At 68.8% G+C, this 24521-nt stretch carries 20 protein-coding genes; 9 read left to right on the top strand and 11 right to left on the bottom strand.

What is annotated here, in order from left to right:
- Window positions 1-285: 285 nt before the first annotated feature.
- A complete protein-coding gene (locus ACIPV2_RS10085) occupies window positions 286-2436 on the bottom strand; it encodes an ATP-dependent Clp protease ATP-binding subunit (protein WP_101187621.1) in 2151 nt (716 codons plus the stop codon).
- A 128-nt stretch (window positions 2437-2564) separates the two neighbouring features.
- Here ACIPV2_RS10085 and ACIPV2_RS10080 point away from each other — a divergent pair, with 128 nt between their 5' ends.
- From ACIPV2_RS10080 to xdhC, 4 genes are all read left to right on the top strand, one after another.
- Window positions 2565-2687: a hypothetical protein gene (locus ACIPV2_RS10080; protein WP_400840834.1), complete on the top strand. Its 123-nt coding sequence runs from the start codon at window positions 2565-2567 to the stop codon at window positions 2685-2687.
- A gap of 188 nt (window positions 2688-2875) precedes the next feature.
- Window positions 2876-4360, top strand: a complete 1485-nt coding sequence (locus tag ACIPV2_RS10075) for a xanthine dehydrogenase small subunit (protein WP_400840832.1) — start codon at window positions 2876-2878, stop codon at window positions 4358-4360.
- The gene (gene xdhB, locus ACIPV2_RS10070; RefSeq protein ID WP_400840830.1) at window positions 4357-6720 is read left to right on the top strand and encodes a xanthine dehydrogenase molybdopterin binding subunit; all 2364 of its coding nucleotides are present in this window, start codon (window positions 4357-4359) and stop codon (window positions 6718-6720) included. Before ACIPV2_RS10075 ends, xdhB begins: the two co-directional genes overlap by 4 nt.
- 1 nt (window position 6721) lies before the next feature.
- Window positions 6722-7543 carry a xanthine dehydrogenase accessory protein XdhC gene (gene xdhC / locus ACIPV2_RS10065; RefSeq protein WP_400840828.1) on the top strand — a complete coding sequence of 274 codons (822 nt, stop codon included), beginning with the start codon at window positions 6722-6724 and terminating at the stop codon, window positions 7541-7543.
- Window positions 7544-7734: 191 nt separating this feature from the next.
- On the opposite strand, the gene ACIPV2_RS10060 is transcribed toward xdhC, so the two are convergent.
- Both ACIPV2_RS10060 and ACIPV2_RS10055 read right to left on the bottom strand, forming a co-directional pair.
- On the bottom strand, window positions 7735-9297 hold the full coding sequence (locus ACIPV2_RS10060; protein WP_400840826.1) for an NCS2 family permease: 1563 nt from the start codon (window positions 9295-9297) through the stop codon (window positions 7735-7737).
- Window positions 9298-9325: 28 nt separating this feature from the next.
- A complete protein-coding gene (locus ACIPV2_RS10055) occupies window positions 9326-9841 on the bottom strand; it encodes a nucleoside deaminase (protein ID WP_400841802.1) in 516 nt (171 codons plus the stop codon).
- Between the two features lie 298 nt (window positions 9842-10139).
- On the opposite strand from ACIPV2_RS10055, the gene moaA reads away from it, so the two are divergent.
- On the top strand, window positions 10140-11219 hold the full coding sequence (gene moaA / locus ACIPV2_RS10050; RefSeq protein WP_400840824.1) for a GTP 3',8-cyclase MoaA: 1080 nt from the start codon (window positions 10140-10142) through the stop codon (window positions 11217-11219).
- Window positions 11220-11230: 11 nt separating this feature from the next.
- Here moaA and coaBC read toward each other — a convergent pair whose 3' ends face one another.
- Window positions 11231-12460, bottom strand: coding sequence for a bifunctional phosphopantothenoylcysteine decarboxylase/phosphopantothenate--cysteine ligase CoaBC (gene coaBC / locus ACIPV2_RS10045; protein ID WP_400840822.1), 1230 nt, complete (start codon window positions 12458-12460; stop codon window positions 11231-11233).
- Window positions 12461-12558: 98 nt separating this feature from the next.
- On the opposite strand from coaBC, the gene ACIPV2_RS10040 reads away from it, so the two are divergent.
- Entirely contained in the window at window positions 12559-13263 is a 705-nt protein-coding gene (locus ACIPV2_RS10040) for an NRDE family protein (RefSeq protein ID WP_400840820.1), read from the top strand.
- Between the two features lie 135 nt (window positions 13264-13398).
- Window positions 13399-13545, top strand: a complete 147-nt coding sequence (locus tag ACIPV2_RS10035) for a hypothetical protein (RefSeq protein ID WP_400840818.1) — start codon at window positions 13399-13401, stop codon at window positions 13543-13545.
- Window positions 13546-13931: 386 nt separating this feature from the next.
- Here the strand turns inward: ACIPV2_RS10035 and ACIPV2_RS10030 are convergent, their stop codons facing one another.
- The 4 genes from ACIPV2_RS10030 to ACIPV2_RS10015 are packed head-to-tail and all read right to left on the bottom strand — an operon-like array spanning window position 13932 to window position 18566.
- Window positions 13932-15062 carry a glycerate kinase gene (locus ACIPV2_RS10030; protein ID WP_400840816.1) on the bottom strand — a complete coding sequence of 377 codons (1131 nt, stop codon included), beginning with the start codon at window positions 15060-15062 and terminating at the stop codon, window positions 13932-13934.
- A 5-nt stretch (window positions 15063-15067) separates the two neighbouring features.
- Window positions 15068-16855: a glyoxylate carboligase gene (gene gcl / locus ACIPV2_RS10025; RefSeq protein ID WP_400840814.1), complete on the bottom strand. Its 1788-nt coding sequence runs from the start codon at window positions 16853-16855 to the stop codon at window positions 15068-15070.
- Window positions 16856-16867: 12 nt separating this feature from the next.
- Entirely contained in the window at window positions 16868-17752 is an 885-nt protein-coding gene (locus ACIPV2_RS10020; protein WP_400840812.1) for a 2-hydroxy-3-oxopropionate reductase, read from the bottom strand.
- Window positions 17753-17780: 28 nt separating this feature from the next.
- Window positions 17781-18566, bottom strand: a complete 786-nt coding sequence (locus ACIPV2_RS10015; protein WP_400840810.1) for a hydroxypyruvate isomerase family protein — start codon at window positions 18564-18566, stop codon at window positions 17781-17783.
- 415 nt (window positions 18567-18981) lie between these two features.
- On the opposite strand from ACIPV2_RS10015, the gene ACIPV2_RS10010 reads away from it, so the two are divergent.
- Window positions 18982-19764: a hypothetical protein gene (locus ACIPV2_RS10010; RefSeq protein WP_400840808.1), complete on the top strand. Its 783-nt coding sequence runs from the start codon at window positions 18982-18984 to the stop codon at window positions 19762-19764.
- Between the two features lie 266 nt (window positions 19765-20030).
- Here ACIPV2_RS10010 and ACIPV2_RS10005 read toward each other — a convergent pair whose 3' ends face one another.
- The 3 genes from ACIPV2_RS10005 to ACIPV2_RS09995 are packed head-to-tail and all read right to left on the bottom strand — an operon-like array spanning window position 20031 to window position 23541.
- Window positions 20031-20852, bottom strand: coding sequence for a bifunctional allantoicase/(S)-ureidoglycine aminohydrolase (locus tag ACIPV2_RS10005; protein WP_400840806.1), 822 nt, complete (start codon window positions 20850-20852; stop codon window positions 20031-20033).
- A complete protein-coding gene (locus ACIPV2_RS10000) occupies window positions 20849-22120 on the bottom strand; it encodes a DUF6986 family protein (protein WP_400840804.1) in 1272 nt (423 codons plus the stop codon). The genes ACIPV2_RS10005 and ACIPV2_RS10000 overlap by 4 nt, the downstream gene beginning before the upstream one ends.
- Window positions 22121-22125: 5 nt before the next feature.
- A complete protein-coding gene (locus ACIPV2_RS09995; protein ID WP_400840802.1) occupies window positions 22126-23541 on the bottom strand; it encodes an NAD-dependent malic enzyme in 1416 nt (471 codons plus the stop codon).
- Window positions 23542-23736: 195 nt separating this feature from the next.
- On the opposite strand from ACIPV2_RS09995, the gene ACIPV2_RS09990 reads away from it, so the two are divergent.
- Entirely contained in the window at window positions 23737-24504 is a 768-nt protein-coding gene (locus ACIPV2_RS09990) for an IclR family transcriptional regulator (protein ID WP_400840800.1), read from the top strand.
- Window positions 24505-24521 lie beyond the last annotated feature (17 nt).

The following is a 24521-nucleotide window of genomic DNA, read 5'->3' as shown; positions in this document are numbered from 1 at the left end:
GTGTGCTCACGGGTGAGTGGGCTCAGTGCGCATGTCTGCGGATCCGGGTGCTCCGTCATCGGAGTAGTTCAGATTCAACCACGCAGACCGCGCACCGTCAACGATTTTTTCCGAAACGCGAATGAACTATTTCACATGTCGGAACTCGACGGGTCGTCCCGCGCGCTCGAACGCACGGAAAACCCACGAGACGTACCTTCCAGCATGAGAAACCGCGCTGGAACGCGTTTCTCATGCTGGAAGTGAAGTCTCGCGGGCCCAGGGCGCGAAACCGGGCCCGAGGGGTCAGGCGCCGGCGGCCGTGAGCGCCAGTCCGCTGCCGTCGGCCGCGACGTCCACGCGCACCATGTCGCCGTCGCGCACGCCGCCCGAGAGCAGCGCCGTCGCAAGGCGGTTCTGGACCTCGGTCTGGATGAGCCGGCGCAGCGGCCGGGCGCCGAACACCGGGTCGTAGCCGCGCTCGGCGAGCCAGGCCCTGGCATCCGGGGTCACGGCCAGCGTCAGCCGGCGATCCGCGAGCCGACGCTGCAGTCCGTCGACCGCCAGCTCGACGATCTGCGCGAGGTCGTCGTGCGAGAGCGCCGAGAACATCACGATGTCATCGAGACGGTTCAGGAACTCCGGGCGGAACGACTGCCGCACGAGCGCCATCACCGCCTCGCGCTTCTCGTCGGGCGACATGACGGGGTCGATGAGGATGGGCGAGCCGATGTTCGAGGTGAGGATGAGGATGACGTTCGAGAAATCGACCGTGCGCCCCTGCCCGTCGGTCAGCCGGCCATCGTCGAGCACCTGCAGCAGCACGTCGAACACCTCGGGATGCGCCTTCTCGACCTCATCGAGCAGCACGACCGAGTACGGACGCCGACGCACGGCCTCGGTCAGCTGACCACCCTGCTCGTAGCCGATGTACCCGGGAGGGGCGCCGACGAGGCGCGACACGGAGTGCTTCTCGCCGTACTCGCTCATGTCGATGCGAACCATCGCGTGCTCGTCGTCGAAGAGGAACGCGGCGAGCGCCTTGGCGAGCTCGGTCTTGCCGACGCCGGTCGGTCCGAGGAAGAGGAACGAGCCGGTGGGACGACCGGGGTCGCTGATGCCGGCGCGCGAGCGCCGCACGGCATCCGAGACGGCCTTCACCGCCTCCTTCTGCCCGATCAGACGGCGGCCGAGCTCGCTCTCGAGATGCAGCAGCTTCTCGCTCTCGCCCTGCAGCAGCCTGCCGACCGGGATGCCCGTCCATGCGGCGATCACGGCGGCGATGTCCTCTTCGGTGACCTGCTCGTTGACCATGCGGCCCTCGTTCGAGACGGCCGCCTCGGCCTGCTCGGCCTCGGCGATCTCGGCGTTCAGGCGCCGGATGGTCTCGTACTCGAGCTTGGATGCCTTCGTGTAGTCGCCCTCGCGCATCGCCAGGTCACGCTGGGTGGTGGCCTCGTCGAGCTGCTTCTTCAGTTCGCCGACCCGGTTCAGCCCCTGACGCTCGCGCGCCCAGCGCTCTTCGAGCGCGTCGAGCTCGCTCTCGAGCCCGGCCATCTGCTCGCGCAGCGCCGCGAGGCGCTCCTTCGACGCGGCGTCCTTCTCCTTCTTCAGCGCGAGCTCTTCCAACTTCATCCGGTCGACCTGGCGCTTGAGCTCGTCGATCTCGACGGGCGAGGAGTCGATCTCCATCTTCAGCCGCGACATGGCCTCGTCGATCAGGTCGATCGCCTTGTCCGGCAGCTGGCGGCTGGGCAGGTAGCGGTTCGACAGCGCCGCGGATGCCACGAGCGCGGTGTCCGAGATCGTGACCCCGTGGTGCGCCTCGTACCGCCCCTTCAGTCCACGCAGGATCGCGACGGTGTCCTCGACGGTCGGCTCGCCGACGTACACCTGCTGGAAGCGGCGCTCGAGCGCGGCGTCCTTCTCGATGAACTCGCGGTACTCGTTGAGAGTGGTGGCGCCGATCATGCGCAGCTCGCCGCGGGCGAGCATGGGCTTGAGCATGTTGGATGCCGCGACCGAGCCCTCGCCGCCGCCCGCGCCCATGAGCACGTGCAGCTCGTCGATGAACGTGATGACCTTGCCGTCGGACTCGGTGATCTCCTTGAGCACGCTCTTCAGCCGCTCCTCGAACTGACCGCGGTACATGGCACCGGCGACGAGCGCGGAGATGTCGAGCGAGACGAGCTCCTTGTCCTTAAGGGACTCGGCGACGTCTCCCGCGACGATGCGCTGCGCGAGCCCCTCGACGACGGCGGTCTTGCCGACGCCGGGCTCGCCGATGAGCACGGGGTTGTTCTTCGTGCGCCGGGTGAGCACCTGGCTCACGCGACGGATCTCGCTGTCGCGGCCGATCACCGGATCGAGCTTGCCCTGGCGGGCGCGATCGGTGAGGTTGATGCCGAACTGCTCGAGGGCGCTCTGCTGCTCTTCACTCTGTGCCGGGTTGGTCATTCGTTCCTCCTGGAGGGAGACTCCTTCAAAGTTGAGTTGTGTTGACTCAAGTTTAGATCCTGCGCCACGGAAGGGCAACCCGTCGCTCTTGACCGAAGCTCGGACGGCCGATTACACTGACCGACATCATGAGGATTCTCCTCAACTCAGCGCAGAGAGGGGTCGCGATGCTGCAGTACGTTCACGTTCACGCCACCGCCCCCGTCGAGAGCTCCACCGCCTGGGGCAACTGGTACGCCCACGGCGCCTGAGCAGCCGCCCACGGAATCGCCCTTCCCGACGATTCCGAGGCCTCGCCGTCGGTTCGCCTGAGATCAGCGCGCCCGCGCGCGACGTCGCGATCGCATCATGCGATCGGAGCGGCGCCCACCCCTCGGAATCCCCGCCGGCACGCGAGCAGCGTGCGCCGACGCCGACGCGTCATACCCGAGGAGAGACAATGACTGACATCACGGTCACCGTGAACGGGCGGAGCCGCCCGCTCGACGGTGTGCCCACCCACACGACCGCTCTGGACTGGCTGCGCGACTGCGGGCTCCCCGGCAGCAAGGAGGGCTGCGCCGAGGGCGAGTGCGGCGCCTGCGCCATGATGATCGCCACCCCCGACGATGACGGCACCACCCGCTGGACGCCGGTGAACGCGTGCCTCGTGCCGGTCTACGCCCTCGACGGGCAGGAGATCGTGACGGCCGAGGGGCTCGGCGGGGTCGAGAACCTGCATCCGGTGCAGCAGAAGCTGGCCGAGGCCGGCGGCTCGCAGTGCGGGTACTGCACTCCCGGCTTCGCATGCAGCATGGCGGCCGAGTACTACCGTCCCGAGCGCGGCACCGGCTGCCCCGCTCATGACGGCGAGCAGCAGCACGGCGAGGGCCCGGATGACGACGGCCTCGAGGCCGGCCCGAACGGGTTCGACCTGCACGCGCTCAGCGGCAACCTGTGCCGCTGCACAGGCTACCGACCGATCCGCGACGCGGCCTACTCGCTCGGCTCGCCCGAGCAGGATGACCCGCTCCAGCAGCGCCTGTCGCAGCCGGCTCCCTCAGCCGTCGCGACGGAAGCCGAGGTCGCCGGGTCGCGCTTCGTCCGTCCCCCCAGCCTCGCCGACGCCCTGCGTCTGCTTCGCGATGAGCCGGATGCCCTGATCGTGGCGGGATCGACGGACTGGGGCGTCGAGGTCAACCTCCGCGGTCGCCGCGCGCCTTTCGTCATCGCGATCGACCAGCTCGAAGAGCTGCGCGCACTCACCGTCACCGATGACATGGTCGAGATCGGAGCGGCGCTGCCGCTGTCCGACGTCGAACGCCGCCTCGATGGCCGTGTGCCGCTGCTGGCCAAGCTGTTCCCCCAGTTCGCATCGCGCCTCATCCGCAACCGCGGGACCATCGGCGGCAATCTCGGCACCGGCTCGCCGATCGGCGACACCCCGCCGGCACTGCTCGCGCTGGACGCGAGGCTGGTGCTGGCATCCGCTGACGGCGAGCGCGAGGTGCCGCTGGCCGAGTACTTCACCGGCTACCGGCAGACCGTGCGCGCGAAAGACGAGCTGATCACCGCGGTGCGCATCCCCCTCCCCCTGTCGGAGTACACCGCGTTCCACAAGATCTCGAAGCGCCGCTTCGACGACATCTCTTCCGTCGCGCTCGGCTTCGCCTTCGACATCACCGGCGGCACGGTCACCTCTGCCCGCATCGGCCTGGGCGGCGTCGCCGCCACCCCGCTGCGCGCCACCGCCACCGAGGAGGCGCTGATCGGCAAGCCGTGGAACATCACCACGGTGAAGGCGGCCTCCGCCGTGCTGCAGTCCGAGGGCACGCCGATGTCCGACCACCGCGCCAGCGGCGACTACCGCGCGCACATGCTGGGCTCCGCCCTGCTGAAGTTCTACAGCCAGACCGTCATCCAGTCGAAGGAGGTGTCGGTGTGAACACGCTCGCCGACCGCCCCGAGAACCCCGTCGTCGGACGCCCCGCCGTGCACGAGAGTGCAGCGCTGCACGTGACCGGAGCGGCGATGTACACCGACGACATCGCCGCGCAGACCGCCGGCGTGCTCACCGCCTGGCCGGTGCAGTCCGCCAGCGCGCACGCTCGCGTGAGCATCGACGTCTCGGGCGCCTACGAGGTGCCCGGCGTCGTGCGCGTGCTTACCGCCGACGACGTGCCCGGCCTGAACGACGCCGGCATCCGCAACGACGAGCCGCTGTTTCCGAGCGAGGCCATGTTCTACGGTCACGCGCTGGTGTGGGTGCTCGCGGAGACGACCGAGGCCGCACGCCTCGGCGCCGAGCGGGTGAAGGTCGAGTACGACGAGCTCCCCTCGCTGATCACGGTGCACGACGCCATCCAGGCCGGATCGTTCATGGGCACCCGGCGCACGGTCGCCCGCGGCGACGCGGCTGCGGGACTCGCCGCCTCGACGCACGTGTTCGAGGGAGTCACCGAGTTCGCGGGGCAGGAGCACTTCTACCTCGAGACGCACGCGTCGTTCGCCGTGCGCGACTCCGAGGGGCAGTACTTCATCCAGTGCTCCACGCAGCACCCGACCGAGACGCAGGACCTCGTCTCGCACGTGCTGGGCATCCACGCGAACGAGGTCACCGTGCAGTGCCTGCGCATGGGCGGCGGCTTCGGCGGCAAGGAGATGCAGCCGCACGGCTTCGCCGCCATCGCCGCGCTCGGGGCCAAGCTCACCGGACGCCCGGTGCGGGTGCGCCTGAACCGCACGCAGGATCTCACGATGACCGGCAAGCGGCATCCCTTCCACATCAGCTGGAAGGTCGGTCTCGACGAGAACGGCATGCTGCAGGCTCTCGATGCCGTGCTCACCGCCGACGGCGGCTGGTCGATCGACCTGTCAGAGCCCGTGCTCGGCCGCGCGCTCTGCCACCTCGACAACGCCTACTGGATCCAGAACGTGCACGCCTACGGGCAGATCGCGAAAACCAACAAGCAGTCGAACACCGCGTACCGCGGCTTCGGGGGTCCGCAGGGCGTGTTCCTCATCGAGGACATCCTCGGCCGGGTCGCCCCCGCACTCGGCGTCGATCCGCTCGAGCTGCGACGCCGCAACTTCTACCAGCCGGGTCAGCACACCCCGTACGGCCAGCTGGTGAAGGACGCCGAGCGGATGCCGACGATCTGGGACCAGCTCGCCGACGAGGCGTCGATCGCCCAGCGTCGCGCCGAGATCGACGCGTTCAACGCGGCCAGCCCCGACGTGAAGCGCGCGATCTCGATGACGCCGATCAAGTTCGGCATCTCATTCAACTTCGCCGCGTTCAACCAGGCCGGTGCGCTCGTGCACGTCTACAAGGACGGATCGGTGCTGGTCAACCACGGCGGCACCGAGATGGGTCAGGGCCTACACACGAAGATGCTGCAGATCGCGGCCACCGCCCTGGGCCTGGAGCTGCACCAGGTGCGTCTCGCCCCCACTCGCACCGACAAGGTGCCGAACACGTCGGCCACGGCCGCGTCATCGGGTGCCGACCTCAACGGCGGTGCGGTGAAGAACGCCTGCGAGCAGATCCGCGACCGCATGGCCGCTGTCGCCGGGCGCCTGCTGGGCGTCGACGAACGCGACGTGCGCTTCGGCGGCGGCTACGTGACCGCCCTCGGCAAGCCCGAGCGCGTGAGCTTCGCCGAGGTCGCGAAGGCCGCCTACTTCCAGCGCGTGCAGCTGTTCGCCGCCGGCTACTACCGCACGGCTGGTCTGCACTGGAACCCCGAGACCATGCAGGGCTCGCCATTCAAGTACTTCGCCTACGGCGCCGCGGCCACCGAGGTCGAGATCGACGGCTTCACCGGCGCGTACCGCATCCGCCGGGTGGACATCGTGCACGACGTGGGCGACTCGCTCTCGCCGATGCTCGACATCGGCCAGATCGAGGGCGCGTACGTGCAGGGCATGGGCTGGCTCACGCTCGAGGATCTGCGTTGGGATGCCACCGACGGCCCGCACCGCGGCCGCCTGCAGACGCAGTCGGCGTCGACCTACAAGCTGCCGAGCTTCTCGGAGATGCCCGAGGAGTTCAACGTGCGCCTGTTCCAGAACGCCCGTGAGGATGGCGCTGTCTACGGCTCGAAGGCCGTCGGCGAGCCGCCGTTCATGCTCGCGTTCAGCGCACGAGAGGCGCTGCGCGAAGCGGTCGCGGCCTTCGGCCCGGCAGGGCACTCTGTCGAGCTCGCCTCTCCGGCGACAGCCGAGTCGGTGTACTGGGCGGTCGAGACCGCGCGCGCAGCGCTGGGCGCGGCGGAGCCTGCGCCCCAACTCGCAGCGGTCTGAGATGGTCGACTGGCTGGATGCCCTGCGCGCGCTGCGCGAGAGCCGCACGCCCGCGGTGATCGTGACCCTGGCGATGGTGCGCGGGCACGCGCCCCGCAACGGCGGCGCGAAGATGGTCATCTCGCCTGGCGACCAGTTCGGCACGATCGGCGGCGGGAACCTCGAGGCGACCGCCGCCGACCGCGCCCGCGAGATGCTCGCCTCGGGCACGGCCGAGCCCCAGCTGCTCACGCTGACGCTCAGCGATAAGGCCACGACCGAGTACGGCGTGCAGTGCTGCGGAGGGGAAGTCACCATCATGCTGGAGCCGGTTCGCGTCGTGCCCACCGTGGCGGTGTTCGGCATGGGCCATGTGGGCCTCGAGCTCACGCGGATCCTCTCGCGGCACGAGCTGTCGCTGCACCTCGTCGACTCCCGCGCAGAGATGCTCGACCCGGCGCGCCTCGCCCCCGCCACGACCGACGCCGCAGCGCGCATCCAGGTGCATCACGCGCCGGTGCCCGAGGCCGCCCTGCTGGACATCCCCGCGGGCGCCCACGTGCTCGTCATGACGCACGACCACGTCGAGGACCTCGCGATCGTCGACCAGTCGCTGCGCTCGCCGGGGATCGGGTCGATCGGCCTGATCGGCTCGGCGTCGAAGTGGGCGCGGTTCCGCAAGAGGCTGCGCGAGCTCGGCCACACCGACGCGGAGCTCGCCCGGGTGACGACTCCGATCGGCATCCCAGAGGTGTCGGGCAAGCAGCCCGCGGTCATCGCGGTGAGCGTCGCCGCCCGCATTCTCCAGCTGATCGAGGAGGCGGCACCGCGGGCATCCGAATGACATTCTTCGGATAGCCGGAATGCGCGAAACGCATTCCGGCTATTGCTGATCCGCAAACGCGTGAATGAGTGCATTCATTCACGCTGCAATCGTGCGCTACGGGAATTCCTGTGCCCGCAGGGAAAGGATCCGCACAGCAGAAAGGTCCCGATCCTCGACATCGAGAATCGGGACCTTTCCGACCAGCATCCTCAGCCCGCGAGCATCGCCTCGATCGGCCCGCGGACGAAATACAGCGCGAAGCCGGCCGCGACGATCCACATCAGCCAGTGCACCTTCCTGGCGCGACCGGAGAAGGCATTCACCAGCGCCCACGAGATGAACCCCACCCCGATGCCGTTGGCGATCGAGTAGGTCAGCGGCATCGTGACGATGGTGAGGAACGCCGGCAGCGCCACCGCGAACTTCGTGAACTTGATCTCGCGGATCTGCGACATCATCATCGCCCCGACCACCACCAGGGCTGCCGAGCCCACCTCGATCGGCACCACGAGGGTGAGCGGGGTGACGAACATCGACAGCAGGAACAGCACGCCGACGACGAGCGAGGCAAGGCCCGTTCGAGCGCCCTCGCCGATGCCCGAGGCGCTGTCGACGTAGACGGTGTTCGATGACGTGGAGGTCACGCCGCCCGCCACCGCGCCGAAGCCCTCGACGACGAACGCGGCGCGAAGTCGCGGGAAGGTGCCGTCCTTGTAGGCCAGGCCGGCGTTCTTGGCGAGACCGGTCATCGTGCCCATCGCGTCGAAGAAGTTCGAGAAGACGAGCGTGAACACGAGCATGGTGGCGGAGAGCACGCCGACGCGGCCGAAGGCGCCGAACAGGTCGAACTGGCCGATCAGGCCGAAATCGGGCACCGTGATCCACGCGGCAGGAAGCTCGGGGATCGTCATGTGCCAGCCGTTCGGATCCTCGAAAGACGGCCCGAGCTTGAGCACGGACTGCGCGATCAGCGCCACGACCGTGCTCACCACGATGCCGATGAGGATGCCGCCCGGCACCTTGCGCGCCACGAGGATGCCGATCAGCACCAGCCCGAACAGGAAGATCAGCGTGGGCACGGAGGTGATCGAGCCGTTGTCGCCGAGCTGCACAGGCGGTCCGCCGGCGGTGCGGTTGACGAAGCCCGAGTCGACGAAGCCGATGAAGGCGATGAACAGGCCGATGCCGACGGTGATCGCCGCCTTCAGCGCCTGCGGCACCGCCTTGAAGATGGCGGTGCGGATGCCGGTGGCGCCGAAGAGCACGATCAGCAGCCCGTTGATCACGACGAGCCCCATCGCCTCGGGCCAGGTGACCTGGCCGACGACAGAGACGGCGAGGAAGGAGTTGATGCCGAGCCCCGCCGCGAGTGCGAACGGCAGCCTTGCCACCACGCCGAACAGGATCGTCATCACACCGGCCGTGAGGCCCGTGGCGGCGCCGATCTGCGCGGCATCCAGCGCCCCGTCCGTCACGTCGGTGACGCCGCCGAGGATCAGCGGATTGAGGATGACGATGTATGCCATCGTCACGAACGTGACCACGCCGCCGCGGATCTCCCGTGCGACGGTCGACCCTCGTCGGGTGATCTCGAAGAACCGGTCGAATCCGTTCTTCGGTGTGGCGTCGACGGTGCTCGTCGCGCCGGTGGCCAGGGGCGGCAGCTGTTCACCGCCGCGGGCGAAGTGCTCGGCGGCGTCGTTGCCGACCACCTCGGTCGTGGATGTGTCGGCCTCGGATGGGCGCGCGGAAGGAGGGACAGGTGAAGACATCATCGGCTCCGGAGAAGGGTGAAGGGGTTCAGTACTCGATGCGGGTGGGCGTGCTTGCCCACTCGGTGAAGGGGGCGACGCGCTGCCCGGGCGGCAGCGCGATGTCGGTCACGGGCATGACAGCCCGATCGGAGTCGTCGCCTTCGAAGTAGCGGTAGAACGCCGCATCGTCGAAGCCGGCGTCAGCGGCATCGTGCCGGTCGGCGGCGAAGTACACCCGGTCGATCCGCGCCCACAGCGACGTGGCGAGGCACATCGGGCAGGGCTCGCAGCTCGTGTAGAGCGTCGCTCCCGACAGGTCGAAGGTGCCGAGGCCGCGGCACGCGTTGCGGATCGCCGTGACCTCGGCATGCGCGGAGGGATCGAGATCGGCGGTGACCCGGTTCACGCCCTCGAAGACCTGCCCGTCGGCCGTGACGACCACGGCCCCGAAGGGTCCGCCCGCGTTGCGGACGTTCTCGACGGCGATGCGCACGGCTTCTGCCAGGTATTCGGCCGGGTCTGGTCTGGTCGTCGGGTCGGTCTGCGATTCGGATATCGGCATAGCGCTGCTGTTCATACGAGAGCTTCCTTGCTGTCGTAGCAGTGATACGGCTTATCGAGTCGGATCCGGATGGGATCGTTCTGCGAGATATACGTCGAACCGCTGACTGTTCAATTGCGCCGCTTCTCGGATATGCGGCTGCTGCAAGAATAGCAACATCATTTGCCGGCGTCCAGAGAATTCCGGCGCGCATTCTTGAAATCCACGGCGCATCCCCGTTGCGGGGAATTGACACGGGCTTCAGCGGGTCCGCACCCCGGCATCCGGTGCTAGCGTTTCAACGCGAGAGGACGTGATCATGGCGAGCAGGCGCATCGACGGCGACGGCCGTCCCGCGAATGCGTCGGCCGCGCTCACCGACCGGCTCGACCGTCCGCTGCGTGACCTGCGCATCTCGGTGACCGACCGCTGCAACTTCCGCTGCGTGTACTGCATGCCCAAGGAGATCTTCGGGCGCGACTACGCGTTCCTCGACCGCGACGAGCTGCTGAGCTTCGAGGAGATCACGCGCATCGCCACCGTCGCCGCGGCCCACGGAGTGCAGAAGCTGCGCCTCACGGGAGGCGAGCCGCTGCTGCGCCGCGGCATCGAGCAGCTCATCGAGCAGCTCGCCGCCATCCGCACTCCCGAAGGTCAGCCGCTCGACCTGGCCCTGACCACCAACGGCTCCGCCCTCGCGATGAAGGCACCGGCCCTGAAGGCCGCGGGTCTGAAGCGCGTGACGGTGTCGGTCGACTCGCTCGACGACGAACTCTTCCAGCGCATGAACGACGTGCGCTTCCCGGTGAGCCGGGTGCTCGACGGCATCGACGCCGCGCACGCCGCAGGCCTCGGACCCATCCGGCTCAACATGGTCGTCAAGCGCGGGGTCAACGACGACGAGATCCTCAGCATGGCCGGGCATTTCAAGGGCACCCCGTACACCCTGCGCTTCATCGAGTACATGGACGTCGGCAACACCAACGGCTGGTCGCTCGACGAGGTCGTGCCGTCTGCCGAGATCATCGAGCGCATCGGCGCGGTGTTCCCCCTCGAGCCGGTGGCGCCGACCGTGCACGGCGAGACCGCGAAGCGCTGGCGCTACGCCGACGGCAGCGGTGAGATCGGCGTGATCTCCAGCGTCACCAACGCGTTCTGCGGCACCTGCACGCGCGCCCGCGTCTCGACAGAGGGCCGGCTGTTCACCTGCCTGTTCGCGTCGCAGGGTCACGACCTGCGTGCGCTCATGCGCGGAGGCGCCGACGACGTCGAGCTGGCGGCGGCCATGGCATCCATCTGGGGCGGCCGGGACGACCGCTACTCCGAGATCCGCGCCGGCCTCACCCCGGCGCTGCGCACGCAGCGCAAGCGGATCGAGATGTCGTACATCGGCGGCTGAACCGCCGCGCCTCAGGACAGGATGTCGGCGATGACGTCCCACACGTCGTCGGCGACCGAGCGCTTGGTTCCGGATGCCCGTGCCACCACCGCACCGCCGTCGCCGATGACGTGCACGGCGTTCTCCCCCGACTCGAACCCGCGGTCCCAGCCGACCTCGTTCACCACGAGCAGGTCGACGCCCTTGCGCTCGCGCTTGCGCCGCGCGCGCCCCAGCAGCTCGTCGCCGTCAGCCGGGGTCTCGGCCGCGAACGCGACGATCACCTGGCCGGGATGCCGCCGAGCGGCGAGATGGGCCACGATGTCCTCGTTCTGCACCAGCTCGATGTTCTCGAGCGGACCGGACTCCTTCGTGAGCTTCCGGTCGGACACCTCGGCCGGGCGGTAGTCGGCGACCGCGGCGGCCATCACGATGACCGCCGCCTCCTCCGACGCTCGGCGCATCGCGTCGCCGAGTTCCGCCGCAGTTCCGACGTGCTCGATGCGGATGAGCGGGTGCCCCTCGGCATCCGCCAGCACCGCGCCGTCGACGTGCGCCGCGACGAGCACCACGTCCGCGCCCCGGTCGGCCGCGGCGAGCGCGAGCGCGGTGCCCTGGCGTCCGCTGGAGCGATTGCCCAGGAAGCGCACCGGGTCGAGGGGCTCACGGGTGCCGCCGGCCGAGACGGCCACGCGCAGTCCGTCGAGATCCTGCTGCTCATCCGCTCGCTGCTGTTCGCCATCGATCAGGGCGAGCGCCTCGGCCATGATCTGCTCGGGCTCGAGCATCCGTCCCGGTCCTGAGTCCCCGCCGGTCAGCTCGCCCTCGCCTGGGCCGAGGATGGCGACGCCGCGCTCACGGAGCGTGGCGATGTTCGCCTGGGTGGCCGGGTGGCGCCACATCTCGGTGTGCATCGCCGGAGCGATCGCGACCGGCGCCGTCGTCGCGAGCAGAGTGGTGCCGAGCAGGTCGTCGGCGAGGCCCGCGGTCATCTTCGCGATCGTGTTCGCCGTGGCGGGCGCGACGATCACGAGGTCGGCGGCCTGCCCCAGGGCGACATGGCGCACCTGGGCGACGTCCTCGTGCACGCTCGTCGTCACGGGTCTGCGGCTGATCGCCTCCCACGTGGGCAGGCCGACGAAGCGCAGCGCGTCCTCGGTCGGCACGACGGTGACCTCGTGACCGGCTTTGATCAGCAGGCGCACCAGGTACACGCTCTTGTACGCGGCGATTCCGCCGGTGACGGCGACGACGATGTTCACGCGTTCGATTCTGCCCCAGGGTGCAGGGCCATGGGCGTCCGGCTCGGCGCATCTGGCTGCCGGCCATGGGGCAGCGAGGCCCGCCTAGACTCGTGCTCGTGTGCACCGTCGTGATCGATGTCGCCCCCTCCCCCGGCGAAGGCGCGCGGCTGCTGGCCGTGCGCGACGAGGATCCGGATCGTCCCTGGGACGACCTCGGCGAGTGGTGGCCAGACGTGCACCCCGGTGTGATCGGCATCCGCGACCGCCGCGCCGGCGGTGCGTGGCTCGCGGCCGCCCCCGCTGCCGGGCGCCTCGCCGTGCTGCTGAACCGCGCTGACGTGCTCGATCTGCCGGAGGACGCGGTGCGCTCACGCGGATCGCTGGCGCTGGAATCGGTCGCGGGCCGCTCGCCACAGGGGCCGCTGCCGATGCACGGGTTCAACCTGCTCGAGGTGACCCCGAGTGGATCCCGCGTGCTCTCGTGGGACGGTGCGGAGCTGCGCGAGACGCCGGTGCCCGCGGGCGTGCACATGATCGCGCACGACGACCTCGACGATCCGCGCACGGCGCGCATCGACGCGTGGCTGCCGCGGTTCGCCGCGACTGCCGGCAGCCCCTCCGCCGACGCGTGGGACGAGCGCTGGGTCGCGGTGCTCGCCGAGAGCGCCCGCCTCTCCCCCGAAGACGACCGGGCGATCGTGCGCGACAACCATGTTCACGGGTATCCGACCATGTCGCTGCTGTTCTGCACGGCCGAGGTGGCGGCGGGGTCGCTGCAGGTGAGCTCTCGGGTGCTCGCCGATCCGGGACACTGGAGCTGACGACTCGCCCGCGCGTCGGCGCAACTTGCGGTCACAGGCGCGAAGAGGGTATTGACTCTTCGGCAACTCTGCGCTTATTCTTTTCATAGAGCAAGACGATTCTTTCACTTTATGGAAACAAGAACGGAGAGGGACATGAGCGCACATCCGATTGAGGCGAGCGGGTACGTCCCGTCCGCAGAGAACACGTCCGTCAACATCGACCCGGACTTCCACCTGCCTGCCGACCAGGGCAATGGCTTCGTCCGCGCATTCCGCGTCCTCTTCCCGAAGGCGGCCTGAGGACCCACGCGCGAGAGAAGGGGATCGGGTCCGCCCACCGGCGACCCGGTCCCCTTCGTCATGTGTGGGGTCGAGTGGGCCCGAACGGCCGCATCGCGCACATCTCCCTTGCGCCGAGTGGGGCCGAACGGCCGCATCACGCGCAGCGAGGCGACCACACGGGACCACCCGGTTCGGGGCCCGGCTCCGCGCCGGCGTCGCCACCGCACCCAGTGGGCCCGAACGGTCGCATCACGCGCGGCGAGGCGACCACATGGGACCACCCGCGTCGCCGCCGCGATCCACACCCGCGTCGCCGCCGCGCCCAGTGGGCCCGAATGGCCGCATCACGAGCGACGAGGCGACCACATGAGACCACCCGGATCGCCGATGAACAGCCGCGCCGCTCAGCGGGCGAGGAGCTCCGGCAGGTCGGCGGCGATCGCGCGACCGACCTCGCGCAGCAGCGGCACGGCGTTCGCCATGCTCTTCGCCGGCTCGGGCTCGATGTCGCTCAGCGCATAGACCTTCGCGAAGCCTGCAGACGCGGCCTGCGCAGCATCCAGGGTCGTGCGACCGCACACCGCCACGACGGGCTTGCCCGCTCTCGCGGCAGCCGCCGAGACTCCCAACGGCGTCTTGCCGCCCAGGCTCTGATCGTCGAGGCTGCCCTCGCCGGTGATGACCAGGTCGGCGTCGGCGATGCGCGCCTCGAGACCCGTGAGGCGCTGGATGACGTCGATGCCGGGTTCGCGCACGGCGCCGAGCACCGCCAGCGCGGCATAGCCGACGCCACCGGCCGCTCCCGCTCCGGGCGCGGATGCCGAAGCCCGCACGCCGGGCAGCACGTCGACGAGCTCCGCGAGCCGCGAGAGGCCCGCCTCGAGGACGGCGACATCGTCGGCGCTCGCCCCCTTCTGCGGTGCGAAGACCGCGGCGGCCCCCCGGTCTCCCAGGAGAGGATTGTCGACGTCGGCGGCCAGCACGAAGCTGACCCCGGCGAGTCGGGGATCGAGTCCCGAGATGTCGGCCGAGACCAGATCGGTCAGGCCCGCGCCGCCGGGGCGGACCGGTCGGTCTTCGGTGCGCAGTGCCACGCCCAGCGCCTGCAGCATGCCTGCGCCGCCGTCGGTGCACGCGCTGCCGCCCACACCGAGCACGATCGAGGTCGCGCCGCGGTCGAGCGCCGCGGCGATGAGCTCGCCGGTGCCGCGGCTGGTCGCGCCGAGGGCATCCTTCTCGCCGTCCGGCAGCACCTCCAGTCCGCTGGCCGCAGCCATCTCGATGATCGCCTGCTCATCGCGGACGGCGAAGACGGCATCCACCGGGAGGCCGGTGGGGCCGGTCACCGAGACCGTCACCGGCGTGAATCCGCTCGCCACGGCCGCGTCGACCGTGCCCTCGCCGCCGTCGGCGACCGGGGCCGCATCGACGACGGCATCCGGAGTGATCTCCCGGATGCCGTCGGCGAGCGCCGCCGCCACCTCGGAGCCCGTCGCCGAGCCCTTGAACTTGTCAGAGGCGATGAGGATGCGCATGTCGATCAGTCGAGCAGGGCGTAGATCGCCTCGGGGGCGTCGGCGGGCGACGCGGCTAGGTCCTCGAACTCGTTCATGGTGTCGAGGTCGGCACCCATCGCGATGTTCGTGACGCGCTCGAGGATGACCTCGACCACCACGGGAACCTGGAACTCGTCGCGCAGGCGCGCTGCCTCGGCGAAACCGGCGGCGAGCTCTTCGGGGCGCTCCACACGGATCGCCTTGCAGCCCAGACCCTCGGCGACCTTGACGTGGTCCACGCCGTAGCCGCTCGCGACGCTGTCGGGATCGAGCGGGGTGTTCACGTTGTCGAACGCGAGCGAGACCTCGTAGTCCATCTCGAAGCCGCGCTGCGACTGACGGATCAGGCCCAGGTAGCTGTTGTTGACCACGACGTGGATGTACGGCAGCTTGTGCTGCGCGCCCACGGCGAGCTCTTCGATCATGAACTGGAAGTCGTAGTCGCCCGAGAGCGCGACGACCTGCTCGCCAGGCTTGCCGCGCACGACGCCGAGGGCGGCGGGGCCGGTCCAGCCCAGGGGGCCGGCCTGGCCGGCGTTGATCCACTTGCGGGGGCCGTAGACGTGCAGCAGCTGCGCGCCGGCGATCTGCGACAGGCCGATCGTGGTGACGAAAGTGGTGTCGCGGTCGAACGCCGTCAGCATCTCCTGGTAGACGCGGTGCGGCTTCATGGGCACGTTGTCGAAGTTGGTCTTGCGCTGCAGGCGCGCCTTGCGGTCGCGGCACTCCTCCGCCCAGGTGTTGTAGTCGGGCAGCTCGGCGACGCGGTCGCGCGCGGCATCGAGCAGGACGTCCATGAACGCGCCGGCGTCGGAGACCACCCCGTAGTCGGGGGCGAACACGCGGCCGATCTGGGTCGGCTCGATGTCGACGTGCACGAAGGTGCGGCCCTTGCGGTATGTGTCGAGGCCACCGGTGTGGCGGTTCGCCCACCGGTTGCCGATGCCGAGCACGAAGTCGCTCTCGAGGAAGCTCGCGTTGCCGTAGCGCTGCGAGGTCTGGATGCCGACCAGGCCTGCGGCCAGCGGGTGGTCGTCGGCGATGGCGCCCCAGCCCATCAGGGTGGGGACGACCGGCACGCCGAGGGTCTCGGCCAGCTCGACGAGCTTGTCGGATGCGCCCGAGTTGACGATGCCGCCGCCGGCGACGATCACCGGGTGCTTCGACGCGGTGAGCATGTCGAGCACCTTCTCGGCCTGCGCGCGGGTCGCGACGGGCTTGGCGACCGGCAGCGGCTCGTACGTGTCGATGTCGAACTCGATCTCGGTCATCTGCACGTCGAACGGCAGGTCGATCAGCACGGGGCCGGGGCGGCCCGAGCGCATGATCTGGAAGGCGCTCTGGAACACGCCGGGAACCTGCGCGCCCTCGAGCACGGTCTTGGCGAACTTCGTCACCGGCTTCGCGATCGACGCGATGTCGACGGCCTGGAAGTCCTCCTTGTCGAGCTTCGCCACCGGCGCCTGGCCGGTGATGCACAGCATCGGGATGCTGTCGGCGATCGCCGCGTACAGACCGGTGATCATGTCGGTGCCGGCGGGGCCCGACGTGCCGAGGCAGACGCCGATGCGTCCGTCGCCGGTGCGGCTGTAGCCGTCGGCCATGTGCGACGCGCCCTCGACGTGGCGGGCGAGGGTGTGCCGGATGCCGCCGCCGGCGCGCATCGCGGAGTACAGGGGGTTGATGGCGGCGCCGGGAAGGCCGAACGCCTCGTCGGCGCCCTCCTTGATCAGGATCTGGACGATGGCGTCCACTGCACGCATGCGGGTCATGATGTTCTGTCCTTAGTTCTTGTCGCGGCCGGAGAGCTCAGCGGTGAGCTTGAAGAGGCCGGAGTGGTCGAGGCCGCCGTCGCCGCGGGCGACGAGCGAGGTGACGAGCTGGGCGACGGCCGAGCCGAGAGGCACGGTGACGCCGGCGCCGCGGGCTGCGGCGGTGACGATGCCGAGGTCCTTGTTGTGCAGGGCCAGGCGGAAGCCGGGGGCGAAGTCGCGGTCGAGCATCTTCTGCCCCTTCTGGTCGAGGACCTTGGAGCCGGCGAGACCGCCGCCGAGCACCTTGAGGGCCGCGTCCGTGTCGACGCCGTAGGCCTCGAGGAACACGATCGCCTCGCTGAGCGCCTGGATGTTGACGGCGACGATGAGCTGGTTGGCCGCCTTGACGGTCTGACCGGCACCGGCGGGGCCCACGTGCACGATGGTCTTGCCGATGGCCTGCAGGATGGGCTCCGCCTTCGCGAAGTCCTCCGGAGACCCGCCGGTCATGATCGAGAGCACGCCGTCGATGGCGCCCTGCTCGCCACCGGAGACCGGAGCATCCACGGCGCCGAGACCTGCGGCGACGGCCTCCTCGGCCAGCTCCTTGGCGACGTCGGGGCGGATGGAGGAGTTGTCGATCCAGAGGGCGCCCTTCTTCGCGTTGGCGAACACACCCTCGGGGCCCTGCACGACGCCGGCGACATCCGGGGAGTCGGGCACCATCGTGATGATCACGTCGGCGTCCTTGACGCCCTCGGCGATGCTTGCGGCGCCGTTGCCACCCGCATCGACGAGCTTCTGCACAGCCTCGGGGCTGCGGTTGACGCCGGTGACGGTGTAGCCGGCCTTGACGAGGTTCTTCGCCATGGGCAGGCCCATGATGCCGAGACCGATGATGGTGATGCTGGTCATGTCGTCGCTCCTTCGCGGAAGTGGGATGTCAGTTCTTGGTCCAGGCGAACGGGTCGTCCTGGGTGGCCTTGTACTCGAGGCCGATGGCGCCGTCGTAGCCGCCGGCGCGCGCCGCCTCGATCCAGTCGGCAAGCGGCAGCTCGCCGGAGCCGGGCTCGCCACGACCGGGGGCGTCGGCGATCTGGATGTGACCGAATTCGCCGGCGTGCTCGGCGATCACAGCCGCCACGTCGTCGCCGTTGACGGCGAGGTGGTAGAAGTCCGCGAGCAGGCGCACGTTGTCGACGCCGTGCTCGGCCTTGACGCGGGCGATGATCTCGAGCGCGTCGGCCGCGGTCTTCACCGGGTAGGCGTCGGCACCAGAGACCGGCTCGAGCAGCACGATGCCGCCGAGGCGGGCGACAGCCTTCCCGGCGATCGCCAGGTTCTCGACCGCGAGGTCGTCCTGAGCCTTCTCGTCGGCGCCGTCCTGGCGGAGGCCGTAGAGGGCGTTGAACGCCTTGGTGCCGGTGCGCTCGCCGATGCCGACGACGACGTCGACGTTGTCGCGGAACTCGCCCTCGCGTCCGACCCACGACACCAGTCCGCGGTCGCCGGCGGGCATGTCGCCGGCGAAGAAGTTGAGGCCGGTGAGCTGCACCCCCGCGTCCTCGATGGCGGCGACGAACGTGTCGACCTCCTGCTGCTCGGGGACAGCAGAGGAGAAGGGCCACCAGAACTCGACGGCGTCGAAGCCGGCAGCCTTGGCGGCGGCGGGACGCTCGTTGACGGGAAGGTCGGTCAGCAGGATCGACGCGTTGACGGTGTAGCTCATGATCGTCCTTGGTTTCGTATTGCGGAAGACAAGTTTCTAGTAATGGAAGGCTAGGCCGGGGTGAGAGACGTGTCAACGAAGGGCGTCCGGGATTCCGGCATCCGGAATGGGCTCGCGCGTCAGGGGGTGAGGATCGCCGGCGAGAGCCTCGCCTGTCCGGCGTTTCCCATCTTCCTCGCCCCGACTTGTCTGAGATCTGGATGAAACATTTCTTGACGTAGCCACCGTTGCGCGAGATCATCCCTCAGAAGAACACTCTCCACGAGCTGAGATCCAGTTCAGCGCGGGGCGACTCAAAGTCCTAGGGGGGAAATTGAAGAAAAAGCAGTTCGGTCGCGGCCTTGCTACCACGTTCCTCACATCAAGCATCGTGCTAGGCGGCGCGCTGTCCGCGTCATCCGCAACGTAGGTCTGGATGAACAAAACCATCGCTCCGGACGGAACCACCTACACGGAAACCGTAGCTGCTGGGAATCTCTCCCGCACCGGAATTACGGCGCATATCCCAAAAGCCGATGGTTATACCTCGAAAACCACCGTTTGGTTCAACGGATACTCCAGTTCCGGCGACAGCATCGCGACGCAGAACGGGCCTCGAGGATGGGGGAAGACAGAGGCGAAGTTTCTCTACAACCTCTATGCACCGGGCGATAAGACCGCAGTTAAGGCCTGGCTGCTCTACGCACAGCTGAGCGGCACCGCCAAGACCGAGTCGCAAAGTCTTCTCACGGAAGATCCCACGGACGTTCCCTCGGTTGCCCAAATCACCGCCCGAGATTTGCGCACGGGCAGAGCAGGAGACTTTGCGCTCACCAGTTACGGGCACACCGATGGCGGTGAGCTTTGGACGGGAACCAACAATAGCTTCGACTGCATATTCGTTGCCCAAGGAGATTATGTGGCCTCGAGCTGCAACCCCACCCTGGTAGCCAACGAGCGCAGAGTTTCATTGCACGCATTGAGCGCGAGCCACGAGCAAAGCATTCAGGTAGCATTTTCGCCAGCGGGCGGAATTACGAAGCGCAACGCCGGGGAAGCTGGACTGGTGTCTTTGTCGAGCTCTGTGGCCGTCAACACCGCAAATCCGATTCGAGGTAGCTTGACTATCCCATCTGGTGAGTCACGTCAGTCTCAACCGGAGGCGCGACGCAGTGTTTCCATTGATCTTCCCCTGGTAGAGGAGGGGTTCTTTGAATAAAGATCCTGAAGAGCCTCTGCACCTAGAGTTCGGCCAGATGCCTGGCGTCAACGACAGCCCGCTCGGTCCTGCTTTTCGGGACCTTGCGCCGCAGGACACGTCCAGGTGGGGCTGGGTCTGGACTTCGATCAGCGTCGGCGTTCTCGTCGTCGCGGTCGCGACATACGCATTCTTCGGCGGCGCGGGGAACTGACCCGGAATACTCTCTCGCACGATACGAAAGGCGCCGCCCCTCTGCAGGGACGGCGCCTTCTCGGCCAGACCGCTCAGGTCAGCGAGATCTGACGGTTCATGTCCTTATACAGCAGGTAGCGGAAGTCCTCGGGACCGCCGGCATAGCAGGCCTGCGGGCAGAACGCGCGCAGCAGCATGTAGTCGCCGGCCTCGCACTCCACCCAGTCGTCGTTGAGCCGGTAGACAGCCTTGCCCTGCAGCACGAACAGACCGTGCTCCATGATGTGCGTCTCGGCGAACGGGATCGAGCCGCCCGGCTTGAAGGTGACGATGTTCACCTGCATGTCGTGCGCCATGTCGCTCGCGTCGGTGAAGCGGGTCGTCGACCACACATCGTCCGTGTCGGGCATCGAGACCGGCTCGACCTCGGCGTCGCTCGTGACGAAGGATGCAGGTGCGTCGACGCCCTCGAGCCACTCGTAGGCCTTGCGGATCCAGTGGAAGCTGGTGACCTCGTCGCCCTCGTTCTTCAGCGACCACGTCGCCCCGGGGGCGAGGAAGGCGTAGCCGCCCGCCTCGAGCACGTGCGTCTCACCCTCGAGCGTGAGGGTGAGCCTGCCAGTCGTGACGAACACGACGCCTTCGACGCCGGCCTCGAGCTCCGGCTTCGCTGCTCCACCGCCCGGGGCGATCTCGACGATCAGCTGCGAGAAGGTCTGCGCCGAGCTCGGTGTCGGGCGGGCGAGGATCCACGCCCTGGTGTCCGTGAAGCCGGGCAGCGAGCTGGTGACGATGTCGCGCAGCACGCCCTTGGGGATGAACGTGTAGGCGAGCTTCACGACCGCCCGGTCGGTGAGCAGGTCGCTCTGCGGCGGGAGCCCGCCTGCCGGGGTGTAGTAGGTGCGGGCGCTCATGAGTTGTCCTCCTTGGTGGCGAGTTTGGGATGCGCGAGCCGCGTCAGCTCGGCGGGCGAGGCGCCGGTCGACGAGCGCACCTCGTCTTCGGTGAGCGCGCCGCACTCCAGGCCGCGCACGACGAAGCGGGCGAGGGCGCGCGCGGTGGCGGGCTCGTCCATGATCGTCGCGTCGCTGCCGTGCAGGTAGTTGTCGAGACGTCGGGCGGCGGCCTCGAACCCCTCGCGGTAGAACGCGTAGGTCGCCAGGTACCGGGTGGGCAGCTGGTTGGCGTGCAGATCCCAGCCCTGGTAGTAGCCGCGCTCCAGTGAGCGCCGCACCAGGCGGGCGTGCAGCTTCCAGGCATCCGGCGCCTTCTCGCCGACCGGGATGACGTTGGTCGACCCGTCCGACAGACGCACGCCGGTCTCGGCGACCGCGACCTGCATGACCTGCTTGGCGTAGTCGGCGGCGGGATGCTCCATCGACTGGTACGCGGCGGCGATCTGCAGCGAGGCGCTGTAGTCGTATGTGCCGTAGTGCAGGGCCGAGACGCGTCCCTCGGCGCGGTGCAGCAGCGTCGCGACCGGGATGGTGCCGTCGGCGGCGACGATCAGCTGCGGCGTCTCCATCTGCACCTCGAAGCGCAGACGCCCGGATGCCAGACCGAGGCGCTCCTCGAAGCGCTCGCAGAGCGCGACCATCGCCTCGACCTGCGCCACGGTGGTGACCTTCGGCAGCGTGAGGACGAGCCCGTCCGGCAGGTCTCCTGCGGCGGCGAGGGTGGTGATGAAACGGTCGAGGGTGCGGATGCCGCGGCGCCTGGTCGGCGCCTCAAAGCACTTGAACCGGATGCCGATGAACGGCGTCGCCGAGCCTGCGGCGACGGCCTCGGCGACGCGCTCGGCGGCGAGGATCGCGTCGGCGTCCTCCTCGTCGTCGTCGCGGGTGCCGTAGCCGTCCTCGAAGTCGAGGCGGAGGTCTTCGATGGGCTCGCGGCGCAGCTTGGCATCCACCAGCGGCGCGAGCTGGTCGGCGAGATGACCCAGCCCGACCGACTCGGCCAGCGCGGCGGTGCCGCCGGCCGCCTCGACGGCCGCGATGGCGTCGGCGCCGAAGCGTGCGGGCAGGTCGCGGTCGAAGCGGTCCGCCGGCACGTACAGGGTGTGCACGGGCTGCCGGCTGCCGTCATCGCCCGGGTACGAGCCGGAGAGAAGAGCGTCGGTCTGCGCGAGGCGCTCGTCGATGTCTGCGAAGTCGTCCTCGCGCAGGGACGTGTTGGCTGACACCCGGCTCACTCCTTCTCTGCGGCGGACTTGCCCGCGGCGGCGGACTCGACGGCCCGCACGATCGCGTCTGCGACAGCACCGGCGACCAGCGGGTCGAACACGCTCGGGATGATGAAGCTCGCGTTGAGCTCATCCTCTTCGACGCGCGACGCGATGGCGTAGGCCGACGCGACCAGCATAGGTGCGGTGATGTCGGACACGCCCGCGTCGAGCAGGCCGCGGAAGACGCCGGGGAAAGCCAGGACGTTGTTGATCTGGTTCGGGAAGTCGCTGCGGCCGGTGGCGACGATCGCGGCGTGCTTGGATGCCACGACCGGGTCGACCTCGGGAGTCGGGTTGGCCATCGCGAAGACGATCGCGTCGTCGGCCATGTTCGCGATGTCGTTCTCGTCGAGCACGTTGGGCGCGCTCACGCCGATGAAGACGTCGGCATCGACCATGGCCTCCTTGAGGCTGCCCTGGAAGCCGCGCGGGTTGGTGGTCGCGGCGATCTCGCGGCGGTGCGCGTCGGCGTACTCGACGCCGGCGACGATGGCTCCGTCGCGACCGCAGGCCACGATCTCGTTCGCGCCCTCGGCGAGCAGCAGCTGGATGATCGCGTTGCCGGCAGCGCCGACGCCGGACACGACGATGCGCACGTCCTCGATCTTCTTCTTCACGACCTTGAGCGCGTTGACGAGGGCGGCCAGGGTGACGATGGCCGTGCCGTGCTGGTCGTCGTGGAAGACGGGGATGTCGAGCTCTTCACGCAGACGCGCCTCGATCTCGAAGCAGCGGGGGGCCGCGATGTCCTCGAGGTTCACGCCGCCGTAGACCGGAGCGATCGCCTTGACGATCTTGATGATCTCCTCGGTGTCCTTCGTGTCGAGGCAGACCGGCCACGCGTCGACGTTGGCGAACTGCTTGAACAGCGCAGCCTTGCCCTCCATCACCGGCAGAGCAGCCTCGGGCCCGATGTCGCCGAGACCGAGCACGGCGGTGCCGTCGGTGACCACGGCGATGGTGTTGCGCTTGACGGTGAGGTTGCGTGCCTTGCTCTTGTCTTCGGCGATCGCCATGCAGACGCGGGCGACACCCGGGGTGTAGGCGCGCGAGAGGTCGTCGCGATTGCGCAGCGGCACGCTGGGCACGACCTCGAGCTTGCCACCGAGGTGCATGAGGAAGGTGCGGTCGCTGACCTGGCGCACGTGCACGCCCTCGAGCGCCTCGACGGCGTCGCGGATGCGCGTCGCGTGCTCGTCATCGATGGTGTTGCAGGTGAGGTCGACGACGATCGAGGTGGGGTGCGATTCCACCACGTCGAGCGCGGTGATCGCAGCGCCGGCGGATGCCGCGGCAGCGGCGAGCTCGCTGGTGACGCTGAAGTTGGAGGGGGCGTCGATGCGCAGTGTGATCGAGTTGCCGGGACCGGGATTGGCCATGATTCCTCTTCCCTGAGGTGCGCCGTACGCCGCGGCGCCGACTCACATTTGCTGGTGGACTTCTTCGTGCTTTCGCATCGTGGAGACTATTGTCTATCTTACGAAAGTCCGATGCAATCAACGATGCGGGATCGCCCAGGATTTTCGCTCGCACTTCTCGCATGATGGAATCGTGTCGGTACCTAGGAGGACTTGATGGCTGAAAGCAAGACCACGCGCGGCAGCGGATCCGGAGTGCAGTCCGTCGAGCGTGTCTTCGAACTGCTCGAACTGGTCACCGACGCCGGCGGCGATGTCACCCTCAGCGAACTCGCATCGTCGACCGACCTGCCGCTGCCGACCATCCACCGGCTGCTGCGCACCCTCGTCTCACTCGGCTACGCGCGTCAGCTGCCGAACCGACGCTACGCGCTCGGCCCACGGCTGATCCGCATCGGCGAGGGCGCCTCGCGCCAGTTCGGCGCCCTGGCCCGCCCGCAGCTGAAGACCCTCGTCGATCAGCTCGGCGAGAGCGCGAACATGGCGGTGCTCGACGGCAACATGATCGTGTACGTCGCCCAGGTGCCGTCGCTGCACTCGATGCGCATGTTCACCGAGGTGGGCCGTCGTGCCCACACGCACGACACCGGCGTCGGTAAGGCGATCCTCGCGCAGCTGCCCGATGACACCGTGCGGGGCATCGTCACTCGCGCCGGGATGCCCACCCCCACCGAGCACAGCATCGGCGATGTCGACTCGCTCATCGCCGAGCTCGACCGCATCCGCGAGCGGGGGTACGCGATCGACGACCAGGAGCAGGAGATCGGCGTGCGCTGCTTCTCGATGGCCGTGCCCGACGCGCCGACGCCCACCGCGGTGTCGGTGTCGGGTCCGATCTCGCGCGTGGACGAGGCCTTCGGCGAGCGGGCCGTGCCCATGCTGCGCACGGCGGCCCAGGCCATCAGCGCCGAGCTGGCGTCCTGACACTTCGACAGGCTCAG

Origin of the sequence: Microbacterium sp. NPDC089987 (assembly GCF_044748505.1) — a bacterium.
Taxonomy (GTDB): domain Bacteria; phylum Actinomycetota; class Actinomycetes; order Actinomycetales; family Microbacteriaceae; genus Microbacterium.
The sequence above is the reverse complement of the archived record's forward strand: the minus strand, read 5'-3'. Positions and strand labels throughout refer to the sequence as shown.